This is a genomic window from Nocardioides sp. T2.26MG-1, from assembly GCF_950101795.1.
Classification (GTDB): domain Bacteria; phylum Actinomycetota; class Actinomycetes; order Propionibacteriales; family Nocardioidaceae; genus Nocardioides.
In genome coordinates this window covers 273,364-294,643 of sequence record NZ_CATNLZ010000001.1, presented here as the reverse complement: position 1 = coordinate 294,643, position 21,280 = coordinate 273,364, and the positions used below count along the sequence as shown (strand labels likewise).

The following is a 21,280-nucleotide window of genomic DNA, read 5'->3' as shown; positions in this document are numbered from 1 at the left end:
CGGGTCTTGCGCGTTCGCGCGTCGAAGATGAGCGATCGTGATTGACGTGCGCACAAGGTGGTGGCAGGCTCCGGAGCATGGCTGGCTGGTCGGGTGCGGCTCGGACGCTGATCGTGGCGGCGGCGTCGATCGCGGCGACCTGCCTGGCGACGGGCCCGCCGGCGCAGGCGAGTACGCCCGGCGCCGACGCCGCGGCTCCCCACCGGGTGTTCGTCAGCCCGGCCGGACACGCGGGCGCGGCCGGCACCCGCGAGGATCCCCTGGCCTCCGTGGACCAGGCCGTCGCGAGCCTTGCCGGCCCCGGCACCGTGCTGCTGCGCGGCGGCACCTACGCCCAGCGCGTCACGCTCCGTGACGTGCACGGCGTCACCGTGCGGCCGTTCCGCGACGAGCGCGTGGTCTTGGACGGCCGCCCGCTCACGCCGTCTCCAGGCCGGTCGGCGATGGTCACGGTCGTCGACAGCTCACGGGTCGCGGTGCGTGGGCTGGACATCCGCGGCTATCGCACGACCTCGACGCGAGCGATGCCGATCGGCATCTACGTCCATGGCGCGTCCGCGCACGTGTCGCTCGCCGGCAACCGGGTCCACCACCTCGGCAACGACAACGACACCCTCGGCAGCTTCGACATCAACGCCCACGGCATCGCCGTGTACGGCGACCGGGCCCGGCACCCGATCCGGGACGTCACGATCAGCGGCAACCGGGTCGACCACCTGGTGCTGGGAGCGAGCGAGTCGGTGGTCGTCAACGGCAACGTGGACCACTGGCGGATCGTGCGCAACCGGATCCACGACAACAACAACATCGGGATCGACGCGATCGGCTTCGAGCCGACGCTGAGCGGACCGGCCAGGTACACCCGGGCCAACCGGGCGCGCAACGGCCTCATCGCCGACAACGTCGTCCGGGACATCGTCTCGCGGGGCAACCCGGCCTACTACGAGGACGGCGCCTGGTGCGACTGCGCCGACGGCATCTACATCGACGGCGGCACCGGCATCCGGGTCCTGCGCAACCGCGTCGTCGGCAACGACATCGGGGTCGAGGTGGCCGCCGAGAACGGCCGGGGCAGCGCCGACCACGTGGTGGTCGCCGACAACGTCGTCAGCCGCAGCGGGTACGTCGGGATCGCGACCGGGGGCTACTGCGACGGCGGCGCGGACTGCGGCGGTGTGCGGACCGGCCGGGCGTTCGCCAACCGGTTCCTGCACAACACGCTCTTCGCGAACAACCGGTTCGCGGACGGCTCCCCGGAGATCCTGGTGCAGTACCGCACCACGCGCACGATCTTCCAGGGCAACGTCGTACGTGCGACCGGGCACGCGCTGGTCGGGACCGTTCCGCGGGCCCGGCGCGACGGCGAGAGCACGGCACCGACCCTCGACGGCAACCTCTACTTCGCGCCCGGCGGGTCGGACCGGGCGTCGTTCGGGGTCCTCGGCGTCACCTACACAGGCTGGCGCGCCTACCGCACCGGAACCGGCCAGGACGAGCACAGCCGGTTCACCGAACCCAGGCTGCGTCGCCCGGCTCGAGGCGACCTCCACCTGCGCGCCGGCTCGCCCGCGATCGACGCCGGGCTCGCGGTGCGTCCCCGGTGGGTCGGGCGCCTCGACGTCGACGGGCAGCGCCGGATGCAGGGCGTCCGCATCGACATCGGTGCCGACGAGCGCCCGGGTCCGCGGTAGGTCAGCGGTAGTTGGTGAACTGCACCGCGAAGTCGTAGTCCTGCTGCTTGACCAGGGCCTGCACCGCCTGGAGGTCGTCGCGCTTCTTCGAGGACACGCGCAGCTCGTCGCCCTGGATCTGCGCCTTGACCCCCTTGGGGCCCTCGTCGCGGATCAGCTTGGAGATCTTCTTGGCGTCCTCGGAGGTGATGCCCTCCTTGAGCGTGATGGAGATCTTGGACTGCTGGCCCGATGCGCGGGGCTCGGAGGCGTCGAGGATCTTCAGGCTCTGCTGGCGCTTGATGAGCTTGTCCTTGAACACGTCGAGGACGGCGTTGGCGCGGTCGTCGGCGGACGCGGAGATCTCGATGGCGTGCTCGCCCTGCCACTCGATGGTGGCACCCGTGCCCTTGAAGTCGAACCGGGTGGCGATCTCGCGGGCCGTCTGGCCGAGCGCGTTGTCGACCTCCTGGCGGTCGATCTTGCTGACGATGTCGAACGACGAGTCGGCCATCTTCACTCCTCCGTCTGCGGCACCCAGGGGACGGGTGCGGGGGTTTTCGTCTGCCTCGAGGGCTGCGCTATTGTTTCGCCTTGTTGCCGCCGGACCAAACGGCGCGGCGCAGCACCCCGGCAGGTTGCCCGAGCGGCCAATGGGAGCGGACTGTAAATCCGTCGGCTTTGCCTTCGAAGGTTCGAATCCTTCACCTGCCACACCGGCGCCTCGATCCTCGCGATCGGGGCGCCTCGTGCTTGTCAGGCCCTTCTCGTGCGCAAGGGCGTGGCCGCGCTCTCCAGGGCGTCGGCGAGGTTCTCGAGGCCGAGCTCGTCCCGGCGGGTCAGGAGGTAGATCCCGCGGGTGGCGGGCTCGGTGAGGCGGAGGACGGCCACGTCGGCGCGGAGTGCGGGGACCAGCAGGCCGGGGACCAGGGCGACCCCGAGGCCCGCAGCGACGAGTCCCGTCTTGGCCGACAGGTCGTCGGCGAGGTGCTGGAGGCGGGGCTCGAACCCGGCTCTGGTGGCGAGTCGGCGCAGGACGGCCGCCGACGAGGCGTTGTCCTCGACCCACAGCTCCTCGGACAGGCGCTCGATCGCGATCGTCGAGTCCTGGGCGACCGCGTGGTCGGCGGGGACGATGACGACCATCTCGTCGTCGGCCAGGTGGGCCGCGCGCAGGTCGGGGTCGTCCGGGAGTCCGGCCGGCACATCGGTGACGACGGCGGCGCGCAGGTCGCGCGCCTGCACCATCCCGGTCAGTCGCGGGGTCAGGGCGGTGACCACGGTGCACTCGAGGCCGGCGGAGCGGCGCAGGCGGGCAAGCGCGTGGGGGACGAGCGCGGCGGTGGCGGAGGGGACGGAGCCGATGAGCAGTGGCGCGCGCTCGCCCTCGGCGGCGCGCGCCGCCTCCTGCCCCCGGGCGGCCTCGTGGATCAGCAGCCGCGCGTGCGGCAGGAGGGCGGCGCCGGCCTCGGTCGGGGCGACGCCCCGGGCCTGACGGTGGAGGAGCGGGACGCCCACCGACCTCTCCAAGGCGGCGATCTGGCGGGACAGGGCGGGCTGGCTGAACCCCGTCGCCGCCCCGGCCGCACGGAGCGACCCGAGGTCGCACGCGGCGACGAAGGCGCGGTACTGCGTCAGGGACACGAACGCCAGGGTATGCAGAAGCGGCATGTGGTGCATACGGATCTTGCGCTGGCGGTATGGGTGTCGGGCGGGGATGCTCGTCTCCATGAACACGCACACCGACGTCGCCATCCTCGGTCTCGGTCGGATCGGCAGCGCGATGGCCGAGCGGCTTTCCCAGACCCACTCGGTGCGCACCTGGAGCAGGTCGCAGGCGCAGGGCCCTACGGCGGCGCAGGTGGTCGCCGGAGCGGACGTGGTGCTGCTCTGCCTGTACGACGCGGCAGCGTGTCGGGAGGTGCTGGAGGCGTGCCGACCGGAGCTCGGACCCGGGACCACGGTCGTCAACACCGCGACCGTCGGTCCCGAGGAGGCGGCGGAGCTGTCGGCGCTGGTGTCGGGTCTCGGCGCCGACTACGTCCACGCGCCCGTCGTGGGCTCCGTGCCCGCGGCCCTGGCCGGGGAGCTCACGGTCCTGACCGGCCCCGACGCCGGCCCGACGGCCGCCGAGGTCCTGGACCGGCTGGGTCGCCGGGTCTCCTTGGCTGGAGCCCGCGAGGCTGCGGCCGCCAAGCTCCTGGCCAACGGTGTGCTCGCGGACACCCTGCTGACCCTGCGTCGGTCGCTCCGGCTGGCCGACAGCCTGGACCTCTCGCGCCCGACCGCGCTCGACGTGCTGGCCTCCACTGCGTTGGGTCCCGTCGTACGGGTCAAGCGGCCCCTGCTCGAGCAGCCCGGCCACGTCGCAGCAGGGGCCCAGTTCACGGCCGGCGCCCTGATGAAGGACCTGGCGCTGTTGAGCCGGGCCACGGGGTCGACGCCTTGGGCGGTCCGGGACCTCGACGTGCTCCTGGCCACGGGCGCGGTCGGTGCCGACGACGACGTCGCGGCCGTCGCGACGGCCGACCTCGAGGTCGCCGGGGTCGACATCGCGGCGGACGTGGTCGCGGCTCCGGAGGTCCTGCGGCCCCTGCTGGCCTACGCGCGCGGGCACGCGACCGGCGACCCGGCGCACTTCCGCGACGCGTTCCTGCCGACGGCCCACGTCGAGGGCCACCGCGACGGGGTCTTCACGTCCTGGGGCCTCGACGAGTACGTCGCGCTCTTCGCCGGGCAGCCGGCCGACGACGAGCCGGTGCGTCGGCGGCAGCTCGAGAGCGTGGACGTCCACGGTCGGGTCGGCACGGCCCGGATGACCTTGTGGCACGGTGCCGACACGTTCACGGACGCGTTCGTGCTGGTGCGCACCCCGGAGGGCGAGTGGCGGATCGCCAACAAGGTGTACGAGCGCCGGGACGCTCAGGCCGTGCCCGGCACGTCGACCTCGCCCGTGTAGAGCGGGGAGTCCTTGCGGGACAGCAGGTCGCGGCGCTGCTCGGGCGTGAGCGCCTCGACCTGGGCGCGCACCTCGGCCGGGAAGCCGCTCACCTCCGGCGCCGGGGCGAGAGGGACGATCGTGTGCACGACGCGGTCGGCGTACACGTGCACCATCGTGACCGCCTGGTGGCCGTCGACTCCCGAGACGAAGCGGTCCACGGGCGCGGGGTCGGAGGTGTAGCAGGTCGCCGAGGCGACCGAGACCGGAATGCCGGCGAACGTGGAGTACGTCGAGTAGTGCAGGTGCCCGCCCAGGATGCCGCGCACGTCGGTGCCGGCGAGCACCTCGGCCAGCCGGTGCTGGCCGAGCAGCTCGATGACGTCGGCGGCCGGCATCATCGGGATCGGGATCGGCGGGTGGTGCAGCGCGAGCAGGGTGCCGTGTGGGGCCGGGGTGGCGAGCACGTCGGCAAGCCAGCCGAGCTGGTCGTCGGTGAGGTCGCCGTGGTGGTAGCCGGGGACGCTGGTGTCGAGCGACACGATCCGCAGCCCGGCGACGTCGTGGACCCGGTCCTGGGGCGTGTCGTCGTCGAGGTCGAACAGCCCGCGGGCGTACGCCGCCCGCTCGTCGTGGTTGCCCATCACCCAGACGACCTCGGCGCCGATCGCGGCGGCGGCCGGCTCGACGATCTCGCGCAGCCGGGCATACGCCGCGGGCTCCGCCTTGTCGGCGAGATCGCCGGTGAACACCAGCGCCTGCGGCGGGAAGTCGAGCCGCGAGAGCCGGGTCAGCGCGAGCCGCAGGCCCGCCTCGGTGTCGATGACGCCGTACTGCAGCACGCCCTGGGCCAGCAGGTGCGGGTCGCTGAGGTGCGCCACGACGTGGCCGGGCGCGGGATACTGGCCGAGCTGCACGGCGGCCATCTACGCGGACGCCCGGCGGGTGAGCAGGAAGACCGGGATCACCCGGTCGGTGCGCTGCTCGTACGTCGCGAAGTTCGGCCAGGTCTGCAGCATCACCTGCCACAACCGGGCGCGCTCGTCGCCCTCGACCTCGCGGGCCGTCACCGGGACGCGCTCGCGCTGCCAGGTGATCTCGGCCTCGCCGGCCCCCCGGAGGTTGTAGACCCAGAGCGGCATCTCGGGGCCGCCGAAGTAGGAGCCGGCGATCAGCCACCCGTCGTCGTGCGGGACGCACAGCAGCGGCGTGCTGCGCGGGATCCCGCTCTTGCGGCCCACGACCGTGAGCGTGATGTTGGGCAGGCCGGCCAGGTCGAGGATGCTGACCCGGCCGCCCGTGGCGCGTTGCAGGCGCCGGTCGGTCCACACGATCTGCGGCAGCAGCCTCGGCATCCACGGGATCGCGCCGATCCGGATCGCCAGCGGGGTGAGCAGGCCCATGGCGCGAGGGTAGCCCGGAGTACGCCGGGGTGTTCGGAGCCGTTCAACCGCCTGTCGGACGCCCGTCGAGCCCGCTCCGTACGGTGCGATCGTGCTGACTCGGGGGTTCGTGGGCAGTGTCCTGGTCCTGCTGGGCGGCTTGGTCGTGTCCACGCTGCCGTCGTCGACCTGGCTGATGAGCCATGACACCCTGATCGATCTGCGGGGCGCGGAGGTCGGCCGGATGGTCGGCCTGGCCGTCGTGCTGCTCGGCCTCGGCATCCTCGCTGCCGAGTGGCTCTCGCTGTGCCGGCACGTCGCGGTCGCCGAGGGCGAGGAGCGTGCGGACGCCCTGGGCCTGGTGCGGCACGCGGCGGTCGTGTGGAGCGCGCCGCTGGTGCTGGCGCCCCCGCTGTTCTCCCGCGACGGCTGGTCGTACGCCGCGCAGGGGATGCTCGCCCACGTAGGGCTCTCGCCCTACGACTACGGGCCGGGCGTCCTCTCCGGGCTGCCGGCGGCCGAGGCCGTCGACCCGCGCTGGATGAGCACGGTGACGCCGTACGGGCCGGTGCCGCTGGCGATCGGCGAGGTCGGGGCCGGCATCACCGGCAACCCGTGGGTGCTGGTGATCGGGCACCGCGTGGTCGCGCTCGTGGGACTGGCGCTGCTGGCCTGGGCGGTGCCGCGGCTCGCGGAGTGGAGCGGGGTCAACCCCGCCCTCGCCTCTGCGGTCGTGCTGGTGTCGCCGCTGATGCTCGCGAACGGCGTCGGCGGCCTGCACAACGACCTGCTGATGGTCGGACTGATGGCCGCCGCCCTCGTTGCCGCCGTCGAGCGCGGCTGGGCGGCCGGGGCGATGCTGGGAGGGCTGGCTGCGGCCGTGAAGCTGCCGGGCGGACTGGTGTGTGTGGGCGTGGTCCTGGTGAGCCTGCCGCTCGCCGCGCCGCTGGGGGCGCGCGTGCGCCGCCTCGGTTCCGTCGGGACGGTCTCGGTGGGGGTGCTGCTCGGGCTGGGCGTCGTCACCGGGCTGGGCAGCGGCTGGGTGCACGCCCTCGGCGTGCCCGCCACCGTCAACACCCCGCTGTCGGCGACGACCCTGCTCGGCGGTCTGCTCGACTGGCTGGCGTCGCTGCTGGGCCTCGGGCTGGCACCGGCGACGTTCCTCGGGATCGTCCGCCAGGTCGGCACGGTCGCGACGGTCGGCGTGGTCGTCGCGGTCGCGCTGCGCTGGCGCACCGGCGACCGGGCCCGTGCGCTCCAGGCGGTGACGGCGGTGGTGGGCGTGACCGTGCTGCTCGGACCTGTGGTGCACCTGTGGTACCTGCTCTGGGTGGTGCCGTTCCTCGCGACGATCCGGCTGTCGCGGGTCGCGGCGGCGGGGCTGCTCGCGGTGTCGACGGTCTTCGGGCTGGTCGCGCCGATGGACTCCTCGTTGCACGACGCCTACTACGCGATCGTGCTCGGCAGCATGCTCCTGGCGATGCTGGTGCCGCTGCTGCTGCTCACCCGGCGAGCGCGGACACGCATCGAGCGGATCGTCGGCGCGGAGTGGATCCCCGTGCAGCCCGACCCGCCGGTGCTGATCGAGCCGGAGAGCGTGGTTCAGGCGCGCGCGGGTGCGATGGTGCCGGCGACCTCGCCGAGCGTGATCCGGCCACCGAGCGTGCCGGGTGCGTTGTAGCGGAGCACGACCTCGTCCCCGTCGTCGAGGAACGCGTCCTCGGCGCCCCAGCCGAGCTCGAGCAGCGAGCCGCGCTGGTCGGGCTCGGCGCCGCTGATCGTGCCGGAGGCGAACAGGTCGCCGGTGCGCAGGCTCGCGCCGTTCACCGTGAGGTGGGCGAGCATCTGCGCGGGCGACCAGTACATCGTGCGGTACGGCGGCCGGCTGACGACCTCGCCGTTGACGACGACCTCGACGTCGATGTCGAGCCCCTGCGTGGCTCCCGGCCCCAGGTAGGGCAGTGGCTCGGGGTGCTGGCCGGGCAGGTCGACCCAGGCCGCGTCGAGTGCCGGCATCGGCGTGACCCAGTGGGAGATCGACGTGGCGAACGACTTGCCGAGGAACGGGCCGAGCGGCACGTACTCCCACGCCTGGATGTCGCGCGCCGACCAGTCGTTGAGACCGACCACGCCGAACACGTGCTCGGCGAACGCGTCGTACGGCACCCGCGAGCCGAGCTCGGAGCCCACGCCGACCACGAACCCCAGTTCGGCCTCGATGTCGAGGCGCGTCGAGGGCCCGAACACCGGCGCCTCGGGGCCGCGCCGCTGGCCGGTGGGCCGGACCACCGGAGTGCCGGACTCGACCACGGTGCCGGCGCGGCCGTGGTAGCCGACCGGCAGGTGCTTCCAGTTCGGCAGCAGCGCCTCGCCGTCGGGCCGGAAGATCCGGCCGACGTTGGTGGCGTGGTGCTCGCTGGCGTAGAAGTCCACGTAGTCGGCGACCTCGACCGGCAGGTGCAGCGTCGCGTCCGCGAGGGGTACGGCGTGCCGCAGCGACCCGGCCAGCTCGGCCGCCAGCTGCCGGGTCTCGCGCCAGGCCTCGGGCCCGAGCGCCATGAACGCGTTCAGCGAGGGCCGCTCGAGCTCCGGTCGGCCGGTGGCCGCGAACAGGTCGAGGACCCAGGAGTCGGCGCCGTCGTCCACGCGCACACCGACCCGCCGGGGCCCGCCGGCGACCGAGAACACGCCGTACGGCAGGTGGTCGGGACCGAAGCCGTCCATCAGACCAGCCCCAGCCGCACCAGGTCGTCGAGCGGCTCGTCGACCGAGCAGGAGCCGAACGAGGTGAACCAGCGGCGGGCACCGCCCAGGTCGAGGTCGCGGGCCTCGGCGGCGAGCGCGTCGCCGTCGCGGCGCTCGAGGACCCCCGCCACGTCGTCGGGGGTGGCGCCGTCGAACGCCAGGCGGGTCGCGACCAGCAGGTTGAGGAACCCGTGGTGCTCGAAGCCGTCGTCGGCGCCCGTGTGACGTACGGCCCGGTGCAGTCCGGCGGTGCACTTGAACGGTGTCTCCCGGTCGAGGGAGGCGTCGATGCATCCGGCGAGAGCTGCCGCGGAGGGGAAGGCGGCCGCCTCGAGTCCGCCGGTGCGGAACTTGAGGCGGAACTCGCGGGCCGCGACCTCGTCGGCCGCAGCGAGCCAGGCGCCCGGGGCGCAGTCGACCGGGATCTCGACGTACACCGGGACGTGGTCGTCGAGCTGTCCCTCGGCGCGGGCGGCGTCGACGGCCGCACCGACACGGCGGGCCGCGCCGACCGGGTCGCCGGGGTCGCGCAGCGCGATCTCGACGCCCTCGACGGCGATGTGCAGCCTGCGCGCCAGCGAGGCGAGGCCCGCGATGCCGCCCGCGCCGCCGGTCACCACGACCGAGAGGGCCAGCGGCGTGGCCTTGAGGGCCGGCAGGTCGGTGTCCTTGGCGACGAACGTGCCGACCAGGTCGCCGTACGGCTGGGAGCGGCGGGCGACGTGCGCCTCGGCCGCCTTCGCGAGCGGGGCGTCGCCGGGCGGGAAGATCGCGGCGTCGTCGACGAGGCCGCGCCAGGCGAGCGGCAGGGCCGAGGAGGGGGCAGGCGTTGACACGCTGGCTACTCTAGCCAGCAGGCGCATAGCGGACGAATGCGTTCGATTATCGGATAGACGGAGGGCGTGATGGCGCACTACCGACGGCTCGGCGAGGTGCCGCCGAAGCGACACACCCAGCACCGCGACCCCGAGGGCCGGCTCTACTACGAGGAGCTGATGGGCGAGGAAGGCTTCTCGTCCGACTCCTCGCTGCTCTACCACCGCGGCGTGCCGTCGGCGATCGTCGCCTCGGAGGTCTGGGAGCTGCCCGACCAGACCCGCACCCCCAACCACCCGCTCAAGCCGCGGCACCTGAAGCTCCACTCCTTGTTCCCGCCGGGTGAGGAAGGCGAGCAGCGCCTGTCTCGAAACCAGGATGCCGTCACCGACCGGCGGCTGGTGCTCGGCAACAGCGACGTCCGGATCTCGTACGTCGTGGCCGGCGCCGACCCGTCGCCGTACTACCGCAACGCGATCGGCGACGAGTGCGTGTACGTCGAGTCCGGTGCAGGCGTGGTCGAGACCGTGTTCGGTGTCGTGCCCTACCGCACCGGTGACTACGTGCTGATCCCCCGGGCGACCACGCACCGCTGGGTGCCGGCCCAGGAGTCGACACAGCCGAGCCGGCTCTATGCCGTCGAGGCCAACAGCCACGTGGCGCCGCCGAGGCGCTACCTCTCCCGCTACGGCCAGCTGCTGGAGCACGCGCCGTACTGCGAGCGCGACCTGCATGGCCCGGACGAGCCGTTCCTCGTCGACGGTGAGGACGTCGAGGTGCTGGTCAAGCACCGCACCAGCGCGGGGATCGTCGGCACCCGGATGACCTACGCGACCCACCCGTTCGACGTGGTGGGCTGGGACGGCTGCCTGTACCCCTACACGTTCAACATCGAGGACTTCATGCCGATCACCGGCAAGGTGCACCAGCCGCCGCCGGTGCACCAGGTCTTCGAGGGCCACAACTTCGTGATCTGCAACTTCCTGCCGCGCAAGGTCGACTACCACCCGCTGGCGATCCCGGTGCCCTACTACCACTCCAACGTCGACAGCGACGAGGTCATGTTCTACGTCGGCGGCGACTACGAGGCCCGCAAGGGCTCCGGCATCGGCATCGGCTCGATCTCGCTGCACCCCGGCGGCTACGCCCACGGGCCGCAGCCCTCGGCCATCGAGGCGTCGCTGGGCGTGGAGTACTTCGAGGAGTCGGCGGTCATGGTCGACACGTTCGCGCCGCTCGAGCTCGGCGAGGCCGGCCTCGCGGCCGAGGACCCGGCGTATGCGTGGTCTTGGGCGGGTCGTGGACCCGACGACGGAAACCCGGCGGTGTTCTCCAACTCCTGAGGTGCATAGTGGGTCTGTGGAGAAGCGCAGGCTCGGCAGACTCGAACACCAGAGCTCGGTCCTGATCTACGGCGGCGCCGCCCTGAGCGACGTGACGCAGGACGTGGCGGACCGCTCGATCCAGCAGGCCCTCGACGGTGGCATCAACCACCTCGACGTGGCCGCGGACTACGGCGACGCCGAGCTGCGGCTCGGTCCGTGGATGCCGCGGATCCGCGACCAGGTCTTCCTGGCGACCAAGACCGGGCGGCGCGACCGCGAGTCCGCCTGGCGCGAGATCAACGCGTCCCTGGAGCGGCTGCAGACCGACCACCTCGACCTGCTCCAGCTGCACGCCGTCGGCGACCTGGCGGACCTCGACCGGGCCACCGGGGCCGGCGGCGCCCTCGAGGCCGCGCTGCAGGCACAGGAGCAGGGCCTGGTCGGGGCCGTCGGCATCACCGGCCACGGCGACCAGGCGCCCGCGACCCACCTCGAGGCGCTGCGCCGGCACCCGTTCGCGACCGTGCTGACCCCGCTCAACCCGGTGCTCTGGCGCGACCCGTCGTACCGCGCCGACTACCAGGCCCTGGTCGCGGAGGTACGCCGCCAGGACGCCGGCCTGATGACGATCAAGACCGTGTCCCGCCGCAACTGGCCCGAGGCCGCAGACCACCGCTACACGACCTGGTACGAGCCGTACGACGACCAGGCCCGCATCACCGCCGCGGTCTCGTGGGTGCTCGCGCACGACGAGGTCACCGGCATCCCGACCGCCGGCGACGTCGGCCTGCTCGGCATGCTGCTCGAGGCCGAGCGCCACCGGGTGTCGCCGGACGAGGCCGAGGCGCTGATGGCGCGCGACGAGGAGTACTCCTCGCCGTTCGTCTCGATGCCCTGGTGACGGCTGCGTCGTCCGGGCGCCCTACTGGCGCGTGACGAAGCCGCTCATCCCGGGGACGGTGAACGCCAGGACGCCGCGCTCCGGTGCGTAGACCAGGCCCTTCTTGATGAGTTCGTTGCGGGCAACAGAGAGGTCCGAGACTCTGCGCTTGCCCGTGGCAACCACCAGATCCGACATTGCGACGGCCGCCTCGCCACCGGTGGTGGCGAGAGCTCGGAGCACGTCGCGCTGGGCAGGAGTCGCGCGTTCCCACCGGGATCGGTACAGGCCCTCGTCAACCTCGCGGCGAGCGGACTCGCCGCCGACGGAGACGTCGTCGGCGGTGATCGGGTCGGTGACCGCGGCGTCCCACACGTGCTTGCCCACGGCTTGGATGAAGTAGGGGTAGCCCCCGGCAATCGCCAAGGCCTGATCGAGTGCGTCGGGTTCCCATCCCACCCCGCGTTCGGCGCTCGGCCCGAGCAGCGCAGTCCGCGCTGCGTCGGCCGACAGGAGCCCGATGGGGCGGTAGTCGTAGAGGCGCTCGGCGTAGCTCGTCGCATCGGCGAGCTGTGCTGGGAGCGACGGCAGGCCCGCTCCGACGAACATGACGGGGAGCGGCGTCGCCCCCTGCCCGATCTGGTGGACTGCCGTGTTGACCGCAGTCAGGTCGCTCGGCGCGGCTTCCTGGAGCTCGTCGACGAGGATCAACGTCCCGATCCCGAGGTCGACTGCCGTCTCCCCGAGCACCTCGAACAGGGCGGCCAGGTCGTCTGCGAAGCGTCCGGTGTCCGCGATGCCCTTGACCAGGTCGACGTCCGCGCCGAGTGAGACCGTCTGTGTGGCGGTGTTGAGCTTGAGGTAGAACGCCTCGAAGACACCCAGCAGGCGACGCAGTCTCGGCACCGGGTGCTGGCCGGTCGCCGTGCGCATGGCGCGGACCAGTGCCTGGCTCAGGGACAACGAGAGCGGAGTCGAGGACGTCGCTTCTACCTTGGCGGTGATCCAGCCCCTCTGTGTCACCTGACCGAGCAGCTCGTTGAGAAGCACCGTCTTGCCGACGCCGCGGAGCCCGTTGAGGACCCAACTCCGATCGCCCTCGCCGAGCTCCTCTGCTCTGCGGCGGACAGTCGAGAAGGCATCCAGGATGGGCTCTCGTCCAGCGAGCACCGGCGGGCGTCGGCCCGCCCCGGGTCGGTAGGGGTTGGTGGCCGGATCCACGTGTAAGAGACTATCAAGGTCTATATCGAATTTCGTTATACGCGGTCATGGTTGCTGATATGGCCGTCCACCCTCACCCAGCCGTCACGATCGCGCCGGCCCGCAGATCGAGGTCGGCGTCGGCCAGGGCGACGATCTCGCGGTCGTGCGTGGCCAGCACCAGCGTGGGTGCCTGCTCGCGGGGCGCGAGCACGTTGTCGCGGACGGTGAGCGCCGCCAGCAGGTGGAGGCGCTGGAGCACGACCCCGATCGTCACCCGGCCGGCATCCGCCCCCGTTCCCTCGTGTGCCGACGACAGCAGCGAACCACCAGCCTTTGACGCTTCTCTGGGTTGAGAACCCAGAGAAGCGTCTCAGGCGGGCACCAGTAGCCCGTCGGTGACGGCGGCGTGCACGTCGAGCATCCGGTCCACGGTCGTCTGCCACGGGAAGCGCTCCGCTCGCAGCCGCGCCGCCCGGCGTCGTACGGCGGCGGGCCGGGCGACCACGTCGAGGACCGCGTCGGCGAGCGCGGCCGGATCGGGCGCTGCCCAGGCACCGGAGCGCTCGTCGACCAGCTCCCGGGCGCCACCCCGGTCGGCGGTGACGACCGGCGTCCCGCTGGCCAGCGCCTCGAGCACGGCGAGGCCGAACGTCTCGCCCGGGCAGACCGACAGTGCGACGTCCGCGGCGGCGATCCGGCGGCACAGGTCCGCACGCCCGTCGACGAACCCGTGGAACGTCACCGGGGCGTCGCCCGCAAGCTCGACCAGCTCGTCGCGGTGCGGCCCGTCGCCGTACACGTCCAGGCGCAACGGCACGCCGCGACCGTGCAGCTCGACCGCCGTCGCCACGGCCAGGTGCGGCGACTTCTCGCGCGACAGCCGGCCCACGTGGGCCAGGCGCAACACGTCCGACCCCGGCGCCGGGTGTGGCCGGAACGTCTCCAGGTCGACCCCGAGCGGGACCCGCACCATCGGGCAGCCGACGGCGTCCGCGAGCTGCTGGAACTCCCGCTGGGCGTACTGCGAGGTCACCACGACCGTGTCGAAGCTGCGCACCAGCACCCGGTTGAGCAGCCCGATCGAGACCTTCGAGGTGGTCTCCAGCCCGCTGCGCATCGCGAACATGTCGTCGAGCCGCTCGTGGGAGAACAGCACGGACCCGACGCCGCGGCGTCGAGCCCAGCGGGTCACCGGCAGCAGCGTGAGCTTGTCACTGAGCTCCACCGAGGTCGGCCCGAACCGCTCGAGCACGTCGGTGACCCGCCACGGCTCGACGATCAGCCGGTAGCCGCCGCCGATCCGCGGTGCCCGCACCTGGACCACGTCGCCGTGCTCGGTGGCGGTCACCGCGTCGACCGGGCCGGGTACGACGAGCAGCCGCTCGGCCCCGGCGGCGACGTACCCCGCCCCCAGCGCGGCGACGGCGGTCTTCATGCCCCCGGACGCGGGTCCGATGAAGTTGGCCAGCTGGGCGATGCGCACGTCCACGACCGTCCCGTGCCCGCGTGAACGCCCGGCGAGACCCGGGTGGATGTCGGGTGTCGGTGCCGTGGTGGACGATGGCCCGGTGGACGACGGCGGGGCCGGGTGGGCGTGCGAGTTCGAGGCCGAGCTCTGGGAGTGGTCGTCGGCTCCCGAGGGCACGTCGTGGGTCTTCGTCACGGTGCCGGAGGACGAGACCGACGAGATCCGGATGCGCTCCGGCCCGCCGCGCCGAGTCCCTCGAGGTCGGGGACCCGGCACGGCTGCGGCTCGAGCTGATCTGAACTTACGGGGCGACGGGCTCGCGGTTGAGCGTCTTGTACGTGTAGGCGGTGCCGATGAGCACGACCGGCACGCTCACGAGCGCGCCGACGACGCACACGAGGAAGCCGGCCGCCGCGACCAGGCCGCCGACGATGTACCAGACGATGGTGTTCGCGAGGTTGTCCTTCACGAACATCACGCTGGCCTTGATCGCGTCGACCGGCGCCATGTCCTTGTCGACGATGAAGTACAGCGTGTACGACGTCGCGAACCCGACCACCAGCCCGGGCAGGTAGCACAGCAGGGTGCCGACGAACGTCGCGGCCGCGATGATCACGCTGGCCACCACGACCGGGCCGAGCTTGTCGGTCCTGATCACGTCGGAGAATAGGAACGGCCGGCCCTCGGTGACATTCAGCGACGCCCGCACCAGGCCGGCGCCGATGATCCACGCGACCACGAGCAGCACCGCGGACAGCAGCGCCTGCAGGATCAGCCGGCCGAAGAACCCGGTGCCGCTGTCGCAGGTGAAACGGCCGTTCTCGGTCGAGCACGACGCGTCGGTGGTCAGCGCGTTCATCACGATCGTCCCGAGGACCGCGACCACGCCGAGCGCCACCACGAGCACGACCGCGGACAGGATGATCTGGCTCGTGTTGGCCTGGAACTTCGCCCACCCGTAGGACAGGGCGTTGCCGATGCTGTAGCCGCTGCTGTCACCGCCGCCGTACGACGGTGCGGGCGGTGGCGGGGGAGGAGGGGTCTCGCCGTACCCGCCGGGGGGCGGGGGCGGCGGCGCCTGGCCGTACCCACCGGTGGGCGGAGGAGGCGGGACCTGGTCGGGAGGGGGTTCGTGCGTCGACATCCGGTGCTCCTGGATCGGTGCGGTGGGAAGACAGTCGCAACGTAGCGCTCACGGAACCCGTCAGGACAGGCTCACTCGGGCTATTGGCAGGAGGGTTCGCGGGGTACTCCCTTCCTGGGGTGTGGTGCGCGAGACAGGATGAGGGACATGGGCCGGAGACCTCCGCAGCGAGACATCGACGAGCGCGAGCTCGACGTCGACCCCCCGAAGCACAGCGCGGCGGGGGTGCCCGCGGTCGCTGTCGCGATGAAGCGCGCGGTCGAGCAGATGGGCGTGCGGCGTACGGCGCAGACGCTGCTGCGGCTCAACCAGGTCGGCGGCTTCGACTGCCAGGGCTGCGCGTGGCCCGACCCCGACCCGAGCCGCCGGGCGCATGCGGAGTTCTGTGAGAACGGCGCGAAGGCGGTCACCGAGGAGGCCACGAGGCGCCACCTCGACCGGGCGTTCTTCGCGGCCCACCCGCTCTCCGAGCTGCACGACAAGTCGGACTACTGGCTGGGCCAGCAGGGGCGCATCACCGAGCCGATGGCCGTCCGCCCCGGCGGCACCCACTACGAGCCGATCTCGTGGGACGAGGCGTTCGCGACGATCGCCCGCCACCTGAACGGCCTCGACTCGCCGGACCAGGCGGTGTTCTACACCTCCGGCAAGACCTCCAACGAGGCGGCGTTCGCCTACCAGCTCTTCGTCCGCGCCTTCGGCACCAACAACCTCCCGGACTGCTCGAACATGTGCCACGAGTCCACCTCGGTCGCGCTCGCCGAGGTGATCGGCATCGGCAAGGCGTCGGTGACGATCCGCGACGTGCTCGAGGCCGACCTGATCGTGATCGCCGGCCAGAACCCGGGCACCAACCACCCGCGGATGCTCACGGCCTTGGAGGGCGCGAAGCGCAACGGCGCCCGGATCATCGCGATCAACCCGCTCCAGGAGGCGGGGCTGGTCCGCTTCAAGAACCCCCAGAAGCCCCGCGGCGTCATCGGCCACGGCACCGAGCTCGCCGACCTGCACCTGCCGATCCGGATCAACGGCGACCTCGCGCTGTTCCAGGCGATCGGCGCGCTGCTGCTGGAGTGGGGCTGCGTCGACCACGAGTTCGTCGACCGCCACACCTGGGGCTTCGAGGCCTGGGCCGAGCACCTGCGGACGCTCGACTGGGAGGTCGTCCTCCGCTCCACCGGCCTGACCCGCGAGCAGATCGAGGCGGCCGCGCGGATGTTCCGCGACTCCTCGGCCACCGTGATCTGCTGGGCGATGGGGATCACCCAGCACCGCAACGCGGTCGCGACCGTCAAGGAGTTCGCCAACCTGGCGTTCCTGCAGGGCAACATCGGCAAGCCGGGCGCGGGCCTGTTCCCGGTGCGCGGCCACTCCAACGTGCAGGGCGACCGCACGATGGGCATCTGGGAGCGGCCGCCGAGCCACTTCCTCGACAGCCTGCGCGACGAATTCGGGTTCGAGCCGCCCCGCGAGCACGGTCTCGACACCGTGGCCGCGATCAAGGCCCTGCGCGACGGGGACGCCCGGGTCTTCTTCGGGCTCGGCGGCAACTTCGTCTCGGCCGCCCCGGACACCGAGGTCACCGAGGAGGCGTTCCGCCGGGCGGCGCTGACCGTGCACGTCTCCACCAAGCTCAACCGGTCCCACGTCGTCCACGGACAGGAGGCGCTGATCCTCCCCGCGCTCGGCCGCAGCGAGAAGGACCTGACCGGTGGCCGGGTGCAACGGGTCACCGTCGAGGACAGCACGTGCTCGGTGCACGCCTCGCAGGGACCGCTCGAGCCGGCCTCGCCGCACCTGCGCTCGGAGGTCGACATCGTCTGCTCGATGGCGCAGGCGGTGCTCGGCGACCGGCACGGCCTGCCCTGGCAGGAGTTCCGCTCGGACTACACCGAGATCCGCCGACGCATCTCGCGGGTGGTGCCCGGCTGTGCGGCGTACGACGAGAAGGTCGACCGGCCGGGCGGCTTCGTGCTCCCGCACCCGCCGCGGGACAGCCGGACGTTTCCGACCGAGAAGGACAGGGCGATCTTCACGGTCAGCCCGACCACCGTGCTGCACGTGCCGGAGGGGCGGCTGCTGCTGCAGACGCTGCGGTCCCACGACCAGTTCAACACCACGATCTACGGGCTCGACGACCGCTACCGCGGCATCTCCGGTGGCCGTCGGGTCGTGTTCGTGCACCCCGACGACATCGCCGCGCTCGGGCTCGAGGACGGCCAGCTTGTCGACCTGGTCAGCGAGTGGGAGGACGGCTCGAAGCGCCAGGCGCCGGCGTTCCGCGTGGTCTCCTACGAGACCCCGCGCGGGTGCGCGGCGGCGTACTACCCGGAGACGAACCCGCTCGTGCCGCTGGACTCGACCGCCGAGGGCAGCAACTGCCCGACCTCCAAGTCCGTGGTCGTCCGATTGGAGCCCGCCGACGGCGGCCCCGAGGGCGTGGTCGCCCGCAGCGACGCCGGTTCGATCACCCCGCCCGGACGTGGCGACGAGGGCAAGCGGCACGTCGAGCCCGAGCACCTGAGCTGACGCACAATTGCCGGGTGAGCAACCTCGAGGACCGGCCCGACGAGGTGAGCGCATCCTGCGCGGTCACCCCGGGTGTGGAGATCATGACCCCGCGCGACGTGCCGCTCGGCGGGCCCCGGGCGATGCGGGTGCGCCGTACGCTCCCGCAGCGGGAGCGCTCGCTGATCGGCGCCTGGTGCTTCGTCGACCACTACGGACCCGACCGGGTCGCCGACACCGGCGGCATGGTCGTGCCGCCACACCCGCACACCGGCCTGCAGACCGTGAGCTGGTTGTTCACCGGCGAGGTCGAGCACCGCGACAGCGCAGGCAACCACGCGATGGTCCGTCCCGGTGAGGTGAACCTGATGACCGCCGGCCGCGGCATCAGCCACTCCGAGGTCTCACCGCCGTCCACCACGACGCTGCACGGCGCGCAGCTGTGGGTGGCGCTCCCCGACTCCGACCGGTTCACCGACCCCGGCTTCGCCCACCACGCGCCGGCGCCCGTGACCGGCGAGGGGTACGCCGCCCGGGTGTTCCTCGGGTCGCTGCTGGGCGAGACCTCGCCGGTCCCGACGTACACACCCCTGCTGGGCGCGGAGCTGCTCCTCGAGCCTGGCGCGGAGGTCATCCTCGACGTGGACGCGACCTTCGAGCACGGGGTGCTGGTCGACACCGGGGTGCTGTCGGTCGCCGGCGTCGAGACCAAGCAGCACGACCTCGCCTACGTCCCGCCCGGGAGCGCGACCCTCAAGCTGGCGGCGTACGACGAGCCGGTCCGGCTGCTGCTCCTCGGCGGTCCGCCGTTCGGCGAGAGCATCGTGATGTGGTGGAACATCGTGGCTCGCACGCACGAGGAGGTCGTCGCCTGGCGGGCCGACTGGCAGGCGCAGATCACCGACGACGGCCTCGTCGACGGGCGCTTCGGCGTCCCGGTCGATGACCGGCGCCCGCCGATCCCGGCCCCGCCGCTGCCCAACGTGCGGCTGAGGGAGCGTCGCTGACGCGGTGGGTCAGCGCCGCAGCCTGCCCTGGATCGCGCCGGCCGGGTACGTCGCGTTGTGGACGTTGAAGTAGAAGCGCCCCGGGTGCCGCAGGATCCGGGCGATCGTCCGCTCCGGCACGCCGGTCGCGCAGTGCGCGCCACCGGTCACCGCACCGCTCAGGTCGATCACGATGCCGCCGTCGGAGGCGCGGTGGATGTGGGCGGAGTCGGGGTCGGCGATGTGCTGCCAGGTCACGGTGGCGCACACCCTCCCGCGCGTCTTGTTCAGCCTGAAGTGGCCCTCGCCCGACCCGTCCGGGTCGCCGCTCGGTCGGAGGGTGGCCTCCAGCCGCTGGGCCGCCGCCCGCGGGGCGGGCGCGGCCTGGCTGGGCAGGCTGCTCATGGTCCCGGCGGCCGCGAGGGCAAGGGCGCCGAGGGTCACGATGGTCCGAGGAGTCTGGAACGACATGGTGCCTCCCGTGGTTGGTCCTGCCGGGGACACGGGCCACCGAGGGCGACGGTTCAACGGGTGTCGGAGCGATCCGCCAGGATGACGCCATGGGACCTGTGATCGGTGAGGACGGCATCCCTCGCTGCCCCTGGGCCGGTGGCCCGGGCGTCATGCGCGACTACCACGACACCGAGTGGGGCCACCGGGTGCACGGGGAGTCGGCGTACCTCGAGCGGCTGACGCTCGAGGCCTTCCAGTCCGGCCTGTCCTGGTCGACGATCCTCAACAAGCGCCCGGCCTTCCGCGAGGTCTTCCACGGCTTCGACGCCGCGGCGATCGCGGCGTTCGACGAGGGTGACGTCGAGCGGCTCATGCAGGAGCCGCGCATCGTGCGCAACCGGCTCAAGATCGAGGCGACGCTCACCAACGCCCGCGCGACCGTCGCGCTCCGTGACGCCGAGGGCCTGGAGGAGTTCGTGCTCTCCTTCGCCCCCGACGAGCCCACCGACTGGCACGACACCTCCGAGACGGTCTCGACCTCCCCGGAGTCCGTCGCCTTGTCCAAGGCCCTGAAGAAGCGCGGCTTCGCCTTCGTCGGCCCGACCACCATGTACGCCCTGATGCAGGCGCTCGGTGTCTTCGACCCGCACCTGGTCGGCTGCTTCCGGCACGGGGACCTCTGACCTGAGCACGGTGGTTGAGGTGCGAGCGAAGCGAGCCTCGAAACCACCGGCCGACGTACGTCGGCTTGCGGGCCGTGGGCGGTTGCGGGCGATGGCAGCAAGGCGGGTCGGCGGGCTCGGGTCGAGGTCGCTTCCCGGCACACGGTGGTTGAGGTGCGAGGAGCGCTAGCGACGAGCCTCGAAACCACCGTCATCATCGGTGGGTGAGGGTGTCGAGACCACGGCCTGGTGGCCGTCGGCCTGCGGGCCACTCATGGTTGCGGTGGACGGCAGCGACGCGGGTAGGGCGCGCTCGGGTCGTCGCCGCCGCCCGGGTCTCGGGCCGCGACGTCACAGTGCGGTGCCTCGGGTCAGCCTGCTTCATCCCGGCCACCGCATAAGCCGCTGAGGGGCCACCGCCCGGACGACGACCGCGAGTGTGTTTCCGCCGGGTCAGAGACGACGGGCGACGGCGTAACCCTGCGGCTGCACCTCGTCGGGGTCCGCCGGACGTCCGGCCCAGAACACGACCTCGAAGCCCGCCTCCGCGAACCGCCGCTCGACCTCGGCCGGCGAGAGCCAGTAGATGTCGAAGCCGATTCCCAGTCCGAGGGACTCACCGCCACGGCGCCGGGTGTCGTCGCCGGCCTTGAAGGCGGTCGCGACGTGACCGCCCGGCTTGATCACCCGGGCGAGCTCCCCGAAGGCGAGCGCGCGGTCGTCCGGGGTGAGGTACATCAGCGAGTACCAGGCGATGGCGCCGTCGAGCGACGCATCGGCGAACGGCAGCGACCGGAGGTCGGCCACGGCGAAGTCGTGGCCGGGCTGGTCCCGCCGGGCGACCCGCACCATCTCTGGGGAGAGATCGACACCGTGGGGGGTGAAGCCCTGGTCGGCGAGGTACGGCGCCATCCGGCCGGTCCCGCAGCCGATGTCCCCGATCTCGGTGCCGGTGCCGGCTGCGAGCACGAGCTCGGCGAACAGGCCCAGCACCGCGCGCTCGACCGGCATCCGGTCCAAGGCACCCACCAGCCGCTCGGCGTAGACCTCCGCGAGGATGTCGTGGGCTGCCCGCAGCTCCTCGGTCCGTGCGTCCACGG

At 72.4% G+C, this 21,280-nt stretch carries 20 protein-coding genes, 1 tRNA gene and 1 pseudogene; 10 read left to right on the top strand and 12 right to left on the bottom strand.

Annotation, left to right across the window (positions count from 1 at the left end; genetic code table 11):
- The first annotated feature begins 77 nt into the window (after positions 1-77).
- Positions 78-1,691 carry a right-handed parallel beta-helix repeat-containing protein gene (locus tag QQZ14_RS01420; RefSeq protein ID WP_284532373.1) on the top strand — a complete coding sequence of 538 codons (1,614 nt, stop codon included), beginning with the start codon at positions 78-80 and terminating at the stop codon, positions 1,689-1,691.
- Position 1,692: 1 nt separating this feature from the next.
- Here QQZ14_RS01420 and QQZ14_RS01415 read toward each other — a convergent pair whose 3' ends face one another.
- On the bottom strand, positions 1,693-2,184 hold the full coding sequence (locus QQZ14_RS01415; protein WP_284532372.1) for a YajQ family cyclic di-GMP-binding protein: 492 nt from the start codon (positions 2,182-2,184) through the stop codon (positions 1,693-1,695).
- A 118-nt stretch (positions 2,185-2,302) separates the two neighbouring features.
- Between QQZ14_RS01415 and QQZ14_RS01410 the strand changes: the two genes are divergently transcribed.
- Positions 2,303-2,384, top strand: a tRNA-Tyr gene (locus QQZ14_RS01410).
- Positions 2,385-2,426: 42 nt separating this feature from the next.
- Here QQZ14_RS01410 and QQZ14_RS01405 read toward each other — a convergent pair.
- A complete protein-coding gene (locus QQZ14_RS01405; protein WP_284532371.1) occupies positions 2,427-3,314 on the bottom strand; it encodes a LysR family transcriptional regulator in 888 nt (295 codons plus the stop codon).
- A gap of 85 nt (positions 3,315-3,399) precedes the next feature.
- On the opposite strand from QQZ14_RS01405, the gene QQZ14_RS01400 reads away from it, so the two are divergent.
- Complete coding sequence (locus QQZ14_RS01400; RefSeq protein ID WP_284532370.1) at positions 3,400-4,629, top strand: nuclear transport factor 2 family protein; 1,230 nt, start codon at positions 3,400-3,402, stop codon at positions 4,627-4,629.
- Here the strand turns inward: QQZ14_RS01400 and QQZ14_RS01395 are convergent.
- A complete protein-coding gene (locus QQZ14_RS01395) occupies positions 4,593-5,525 on the bottom strand; it encodes a metallophosphoesterase (RefSeq protein WP_284532368.1) in 933 nt (310 codons plus the stop codon). The genes QQZ14_RS01400 and QQZ14_RS01395 overlap by 37 nt on opposite strands.
- A gap of 9 nt (positions 5,526-5,534) precedes the next feature.
- Positions 5,535-6,011: a nitroreductase family deazaflavin-dependent oxidoreductase gene (locus tag QQZ14_RS01390; protein ID WP_284532366.1), complete on the bottom strand. Its 477-nt coding sequence runs from the start codon at positions 6,009-6,011 to the stop codon at positions 5,535-5,537.
- Between the two features lie 91 nt (positions 6,012-6,102).
- On the opposite strand from QQZ14_RS01390, the gene mptB reads away from it, so the two are divergent.
- Complete coding sequence (gene mptB, locus QQZ14_RS01385; protein WP_284532365.1) at positions 6,103-7,671, top strand: polyprenol phosphomannose-dependent alpha 1,6 mannosyltransferase MptB; 1,569 nt, start codon at positions 6,103-6,105, stop codon at positions 7,669-7,671.
- Here the strand turns inward: mptB and fahA are convergent.
- Together fahA and QQZ14_RS01375 are read right to left on the bottom strand one after the other, a co-directional pair.
- Positions 7,593-8,714 carry a fumarylacetoacetase gene (fahA, locus tag QQZ14_RS01380; protein WP_284532364.1) on the bottom strand — a complete coding sequence of 374 codons (1,122 nt, stop codon included), beginning with the start codon at positions 8,712-8,714 and terminating at the stop codon, positions 7,593-7,595. The two genes, mptB and fahA, sit on opposite strands and share 79 nt — an antisense overlap.
- Positions 8,714-9,571 (bottom strand): hypothetical protein, encoded by an 858-nt coding sequence (locus QQZ14_RS01375; protein ID WP_284532363.1) that lies wholly within the window; start codon positions 9,569-9,571, stop codon positions 8,714-8,716. Before QQZ14_RS01375 ends, fahA begins: the two co-directional genes overlap by 1 nt.
- Positions 9,572-9,640: 69 nt before the next feature.
- Between QQZ14_RS01375 and QQZ14_RS01370 the strand changes: the two genes are divergently transcribed.
- Positions 9,641-10,894 carry a homogentisate 1,2-dioxygenase gene (locus QQZ14_RS01370; protein ID WP_284532362.1) on the top strand — a complete coding sequence of 418 codons (1,254 nt, stop codon included), beginning with the start codon at positions 9,641-9,643 and terminating at the stop codon, positions 10,892-10,894.
- Between the two features lie 16 nt (positions 10,895-10,910).
- Complete coding sequence (locus QQZ14_RS01365) at positions 10,911-11,777, top strand: aldo/keto reductase (RefSeq protein WP_284532361.1); 867 nt, start codon at positions 10,911-10,913, stop codon at positions 11,775-11,777.
- A 21-nt stretch (positions 11,778-11,798) separates the two neighbouring features.
- On the opposite strand, the gene QQZ14_RS01360 is transcribed toward QQZ14_RS01365, so the two are convergent.
- From QQZ14_RS01360 to QQZ14_RS01350, 3 genes are all read right to left on the bottom strand, one after another.
- Positions 11,799-12,977 (bottom strand): AAA family ATPase, encoded by a 1,179-nt coding sequence (locus QQZ14_RS01360; RefSeq protein ID WP_284532360.1) that lies wholly within the window; start codon positions 12,975-12,977, stop codon positions 11,799-11,801.
- 73 nt (positions 12,978-13,050) lie between these two features.
- A complete protein-coding gene (locus QQZ14_RS01355) occupies positions 13,051-13,218 on the bottom strand; it encodes a hypothetical protein (RefSeq protein WP_284532359.1) in 168 nt (55 codons plus the stop codon).
- A 111-nt stretch (positions 13,219-13,329) separates the two neighbouring features.
- Positions 13,330-14,394, bottom strand: coding sequence for a glycosyltransferase (locus QQZ14_RS01350; protein WP_284533063.1), 1,065 nt, complete (start codon positions 14,392-14,394; stop codon positions 13,330-13,332).
- On the opposite strand from QQZ14_RS01350, the pseudogene QQZ14_RS25385 reads away from it, so the two are divergent.
- Positions 14,393-14,629 (top strand): annotated as a pseudogene (locus tag QQZ14_RS25385) (hypothetical protein); the annotation flags it as partial. The gene QQZ14_RS01350 and the pseudogene QQZ14_RS25385 overlap by 2 nt on opposite strands.
- A 99-nt stretch (positions 14,630-14,728) precedes the next feature.
- Here the strand turns inward: QQZ14_RS25385 and QQZ14_RS01345 are convergent.
- Entirely contained in the window at positions 14,729-15,571 is an 843-nt protein-coding gene (locus QQZ14_RS01345) for a hypothetical protein (RefSeq protein WP_284532358.1), read from the bottom strand.
- 147 nt (positions 15,572-15,718) lie between these two features.
- Between QQZ14_RS01345 and QQZ14_RS01340 the strand changes: the two genes are divergently transcribed.
- Both QQZ14_RS01340 and QQZ14_RS01335 read left to right on the top strand, forming a co-directional pair.
- Positions 15,719-18,100, top strand: coding sequence for an FdhF/YdeP family oxidoreductase (locus tag QQZ14_RS01340; protein WP_284532357.1), 2,382 nt, complete (start codon positions 15,719-15,721; stop codon positions 18,098-18,100).
- A gap of 14 nt (positions 18,101-18,114) precedes the next feature.
- On the top strand, positions 18,115-19,086 hold the full coding sequence (locus QQZ14_RS01335) for a pirin family protein (protein WP_284532355.1): 972 nt from the start codon (positions 18,115-18,117) through the stop codon (positions 19,084-19,086).
- 9 nt (positions 19,087-19,095) lie between these two features.
- Here the strand turns inward: QQZ14_RS01335 and QQZ14_RS01330 are convergent, their stop codons facing one another.
- The gene (locus tag QQZ14_RS01330; protein ID WP_284532354.1) at positions 19,096-19,536 is read right to left on the bottom strand and encodes a CHRD domain-containing protein; all 441 of its coding nucleotides are present in this window, start codon (positions 19,534-19,536) and stop codon (positions 19,096-19,098) included.
- A gap of 89 nt (positions 19,537-19,625) precedes the next feature.
- On the opposite strand from QQZ14_RS01330, the gene QQZ14_RS01325 reads away from it, so the two are divergent.
- Positions 19,626-20,201 carry a DNA-3-methyladenine glycosylase I gene (locus QQZ14_RS01325; RefSeq protein ID WP_284532353.1) on the top strand — a complete coding sequence of 192 codons (576 nt, stop codon included), beginning with the start codon at positions 19,626-19,628 and terminating at the stop codon, positions 20,199-20,201.
- Positions 20,202-20,633: 432 nt separating this feature from the next.
- On the opposite strand, the gene QQZ14_RS01320 is transcribed toward QQZ14_RS01325, so the two are convergent.
- Positions 20,634-21,278, bottom strand: coding sequence for a class I SAM-dependent DNA methyltransferase (locus tag QQZ14_RS01320; protein WP_284532352.1), 645 nt, complete (start codon positions 21,276-21,278; stop codon positions 20,634-20,636).
- Positions 21,279-21,280: the final 2 nt, after the last annotated feature.

Coding starts and splice junctions, on each gene's coding strand:
- QQZ14_RS01420 (WP_284532373.1), top strand. CDS start 78: ATGGCTGGCTGGTCGGGTGCGGCTCGGACGCTGATCGTGGCGGCGGCG.
- QQZ14_RS01415 (WP_284532372.1), bottom strand. CDS start 2,184: ATGGCCGACTCGTCGTTCGACATCGTCAGCAAGATCGACCGCCAGGAG.
- QQZ14_RS01400 (WP_284532370.1), top strand. CDS start 3,400: ATGAACACGCACACCGACGTCGCCATCCTCGGTCTCGGTCGGATCGGC.
- QQZ14_RS01390 (WP_284532366.1), bottom strand. CDS start 6,011: ATGGGCCTGCTCACCCCGCTGGCGATCCGGATCGGCGCGATCCCGTGG.
- fahA (WP_284532364.1), bottom strand. CDS start 8,714: ATGGACGGCTTCGGTCCCGACCACCTGCCGTACGGCGTGTTCTCGGTC.
- QQZ14_RS01370 (WP_284532362.1), top strand. CDS start 9,641: ATGGCGCACTACCGACGGCTCGGCGAGGTGCCGCCGAAGCGACACACC.
- QQZ14_RS01350 (WP_284533063.1), bottom strand. CDS start 14,394: ATGAAGACCGCCGTCGCCGCGCTGGGGGCGGGGTACGTCGCCGCCGGG.
- QQZ14_RS01345 (WP_284532358.1), bottom strand. CDS start 15,571: ATGTCGACGCACGAACCCCCTCCCGACCAGGTCCCGCCTCCTCCGCCC.
- QQZ14_RS01340 (WP_284532357.1), top strand. CDS start 15,719: ATGGGCCGGAGACCTCCGCAGCGAGACATCGACGAGCGCGAGCTCGAC.
- QQZ14_RS01330 (WP_284532354.1), bottom strand. CDS start 19,536: ATGTCGTTCCAGACTCCTCGGACCATCGTGACCCTCGGCGCCCTTGCC.
- QQZ14_RS01325 (WP_284532353.1), top strand. CDS start 19,626: ATGGGACCTGTGATCGGTGAGGACGGCATCCCTCGCTGCCCCTGGGCC.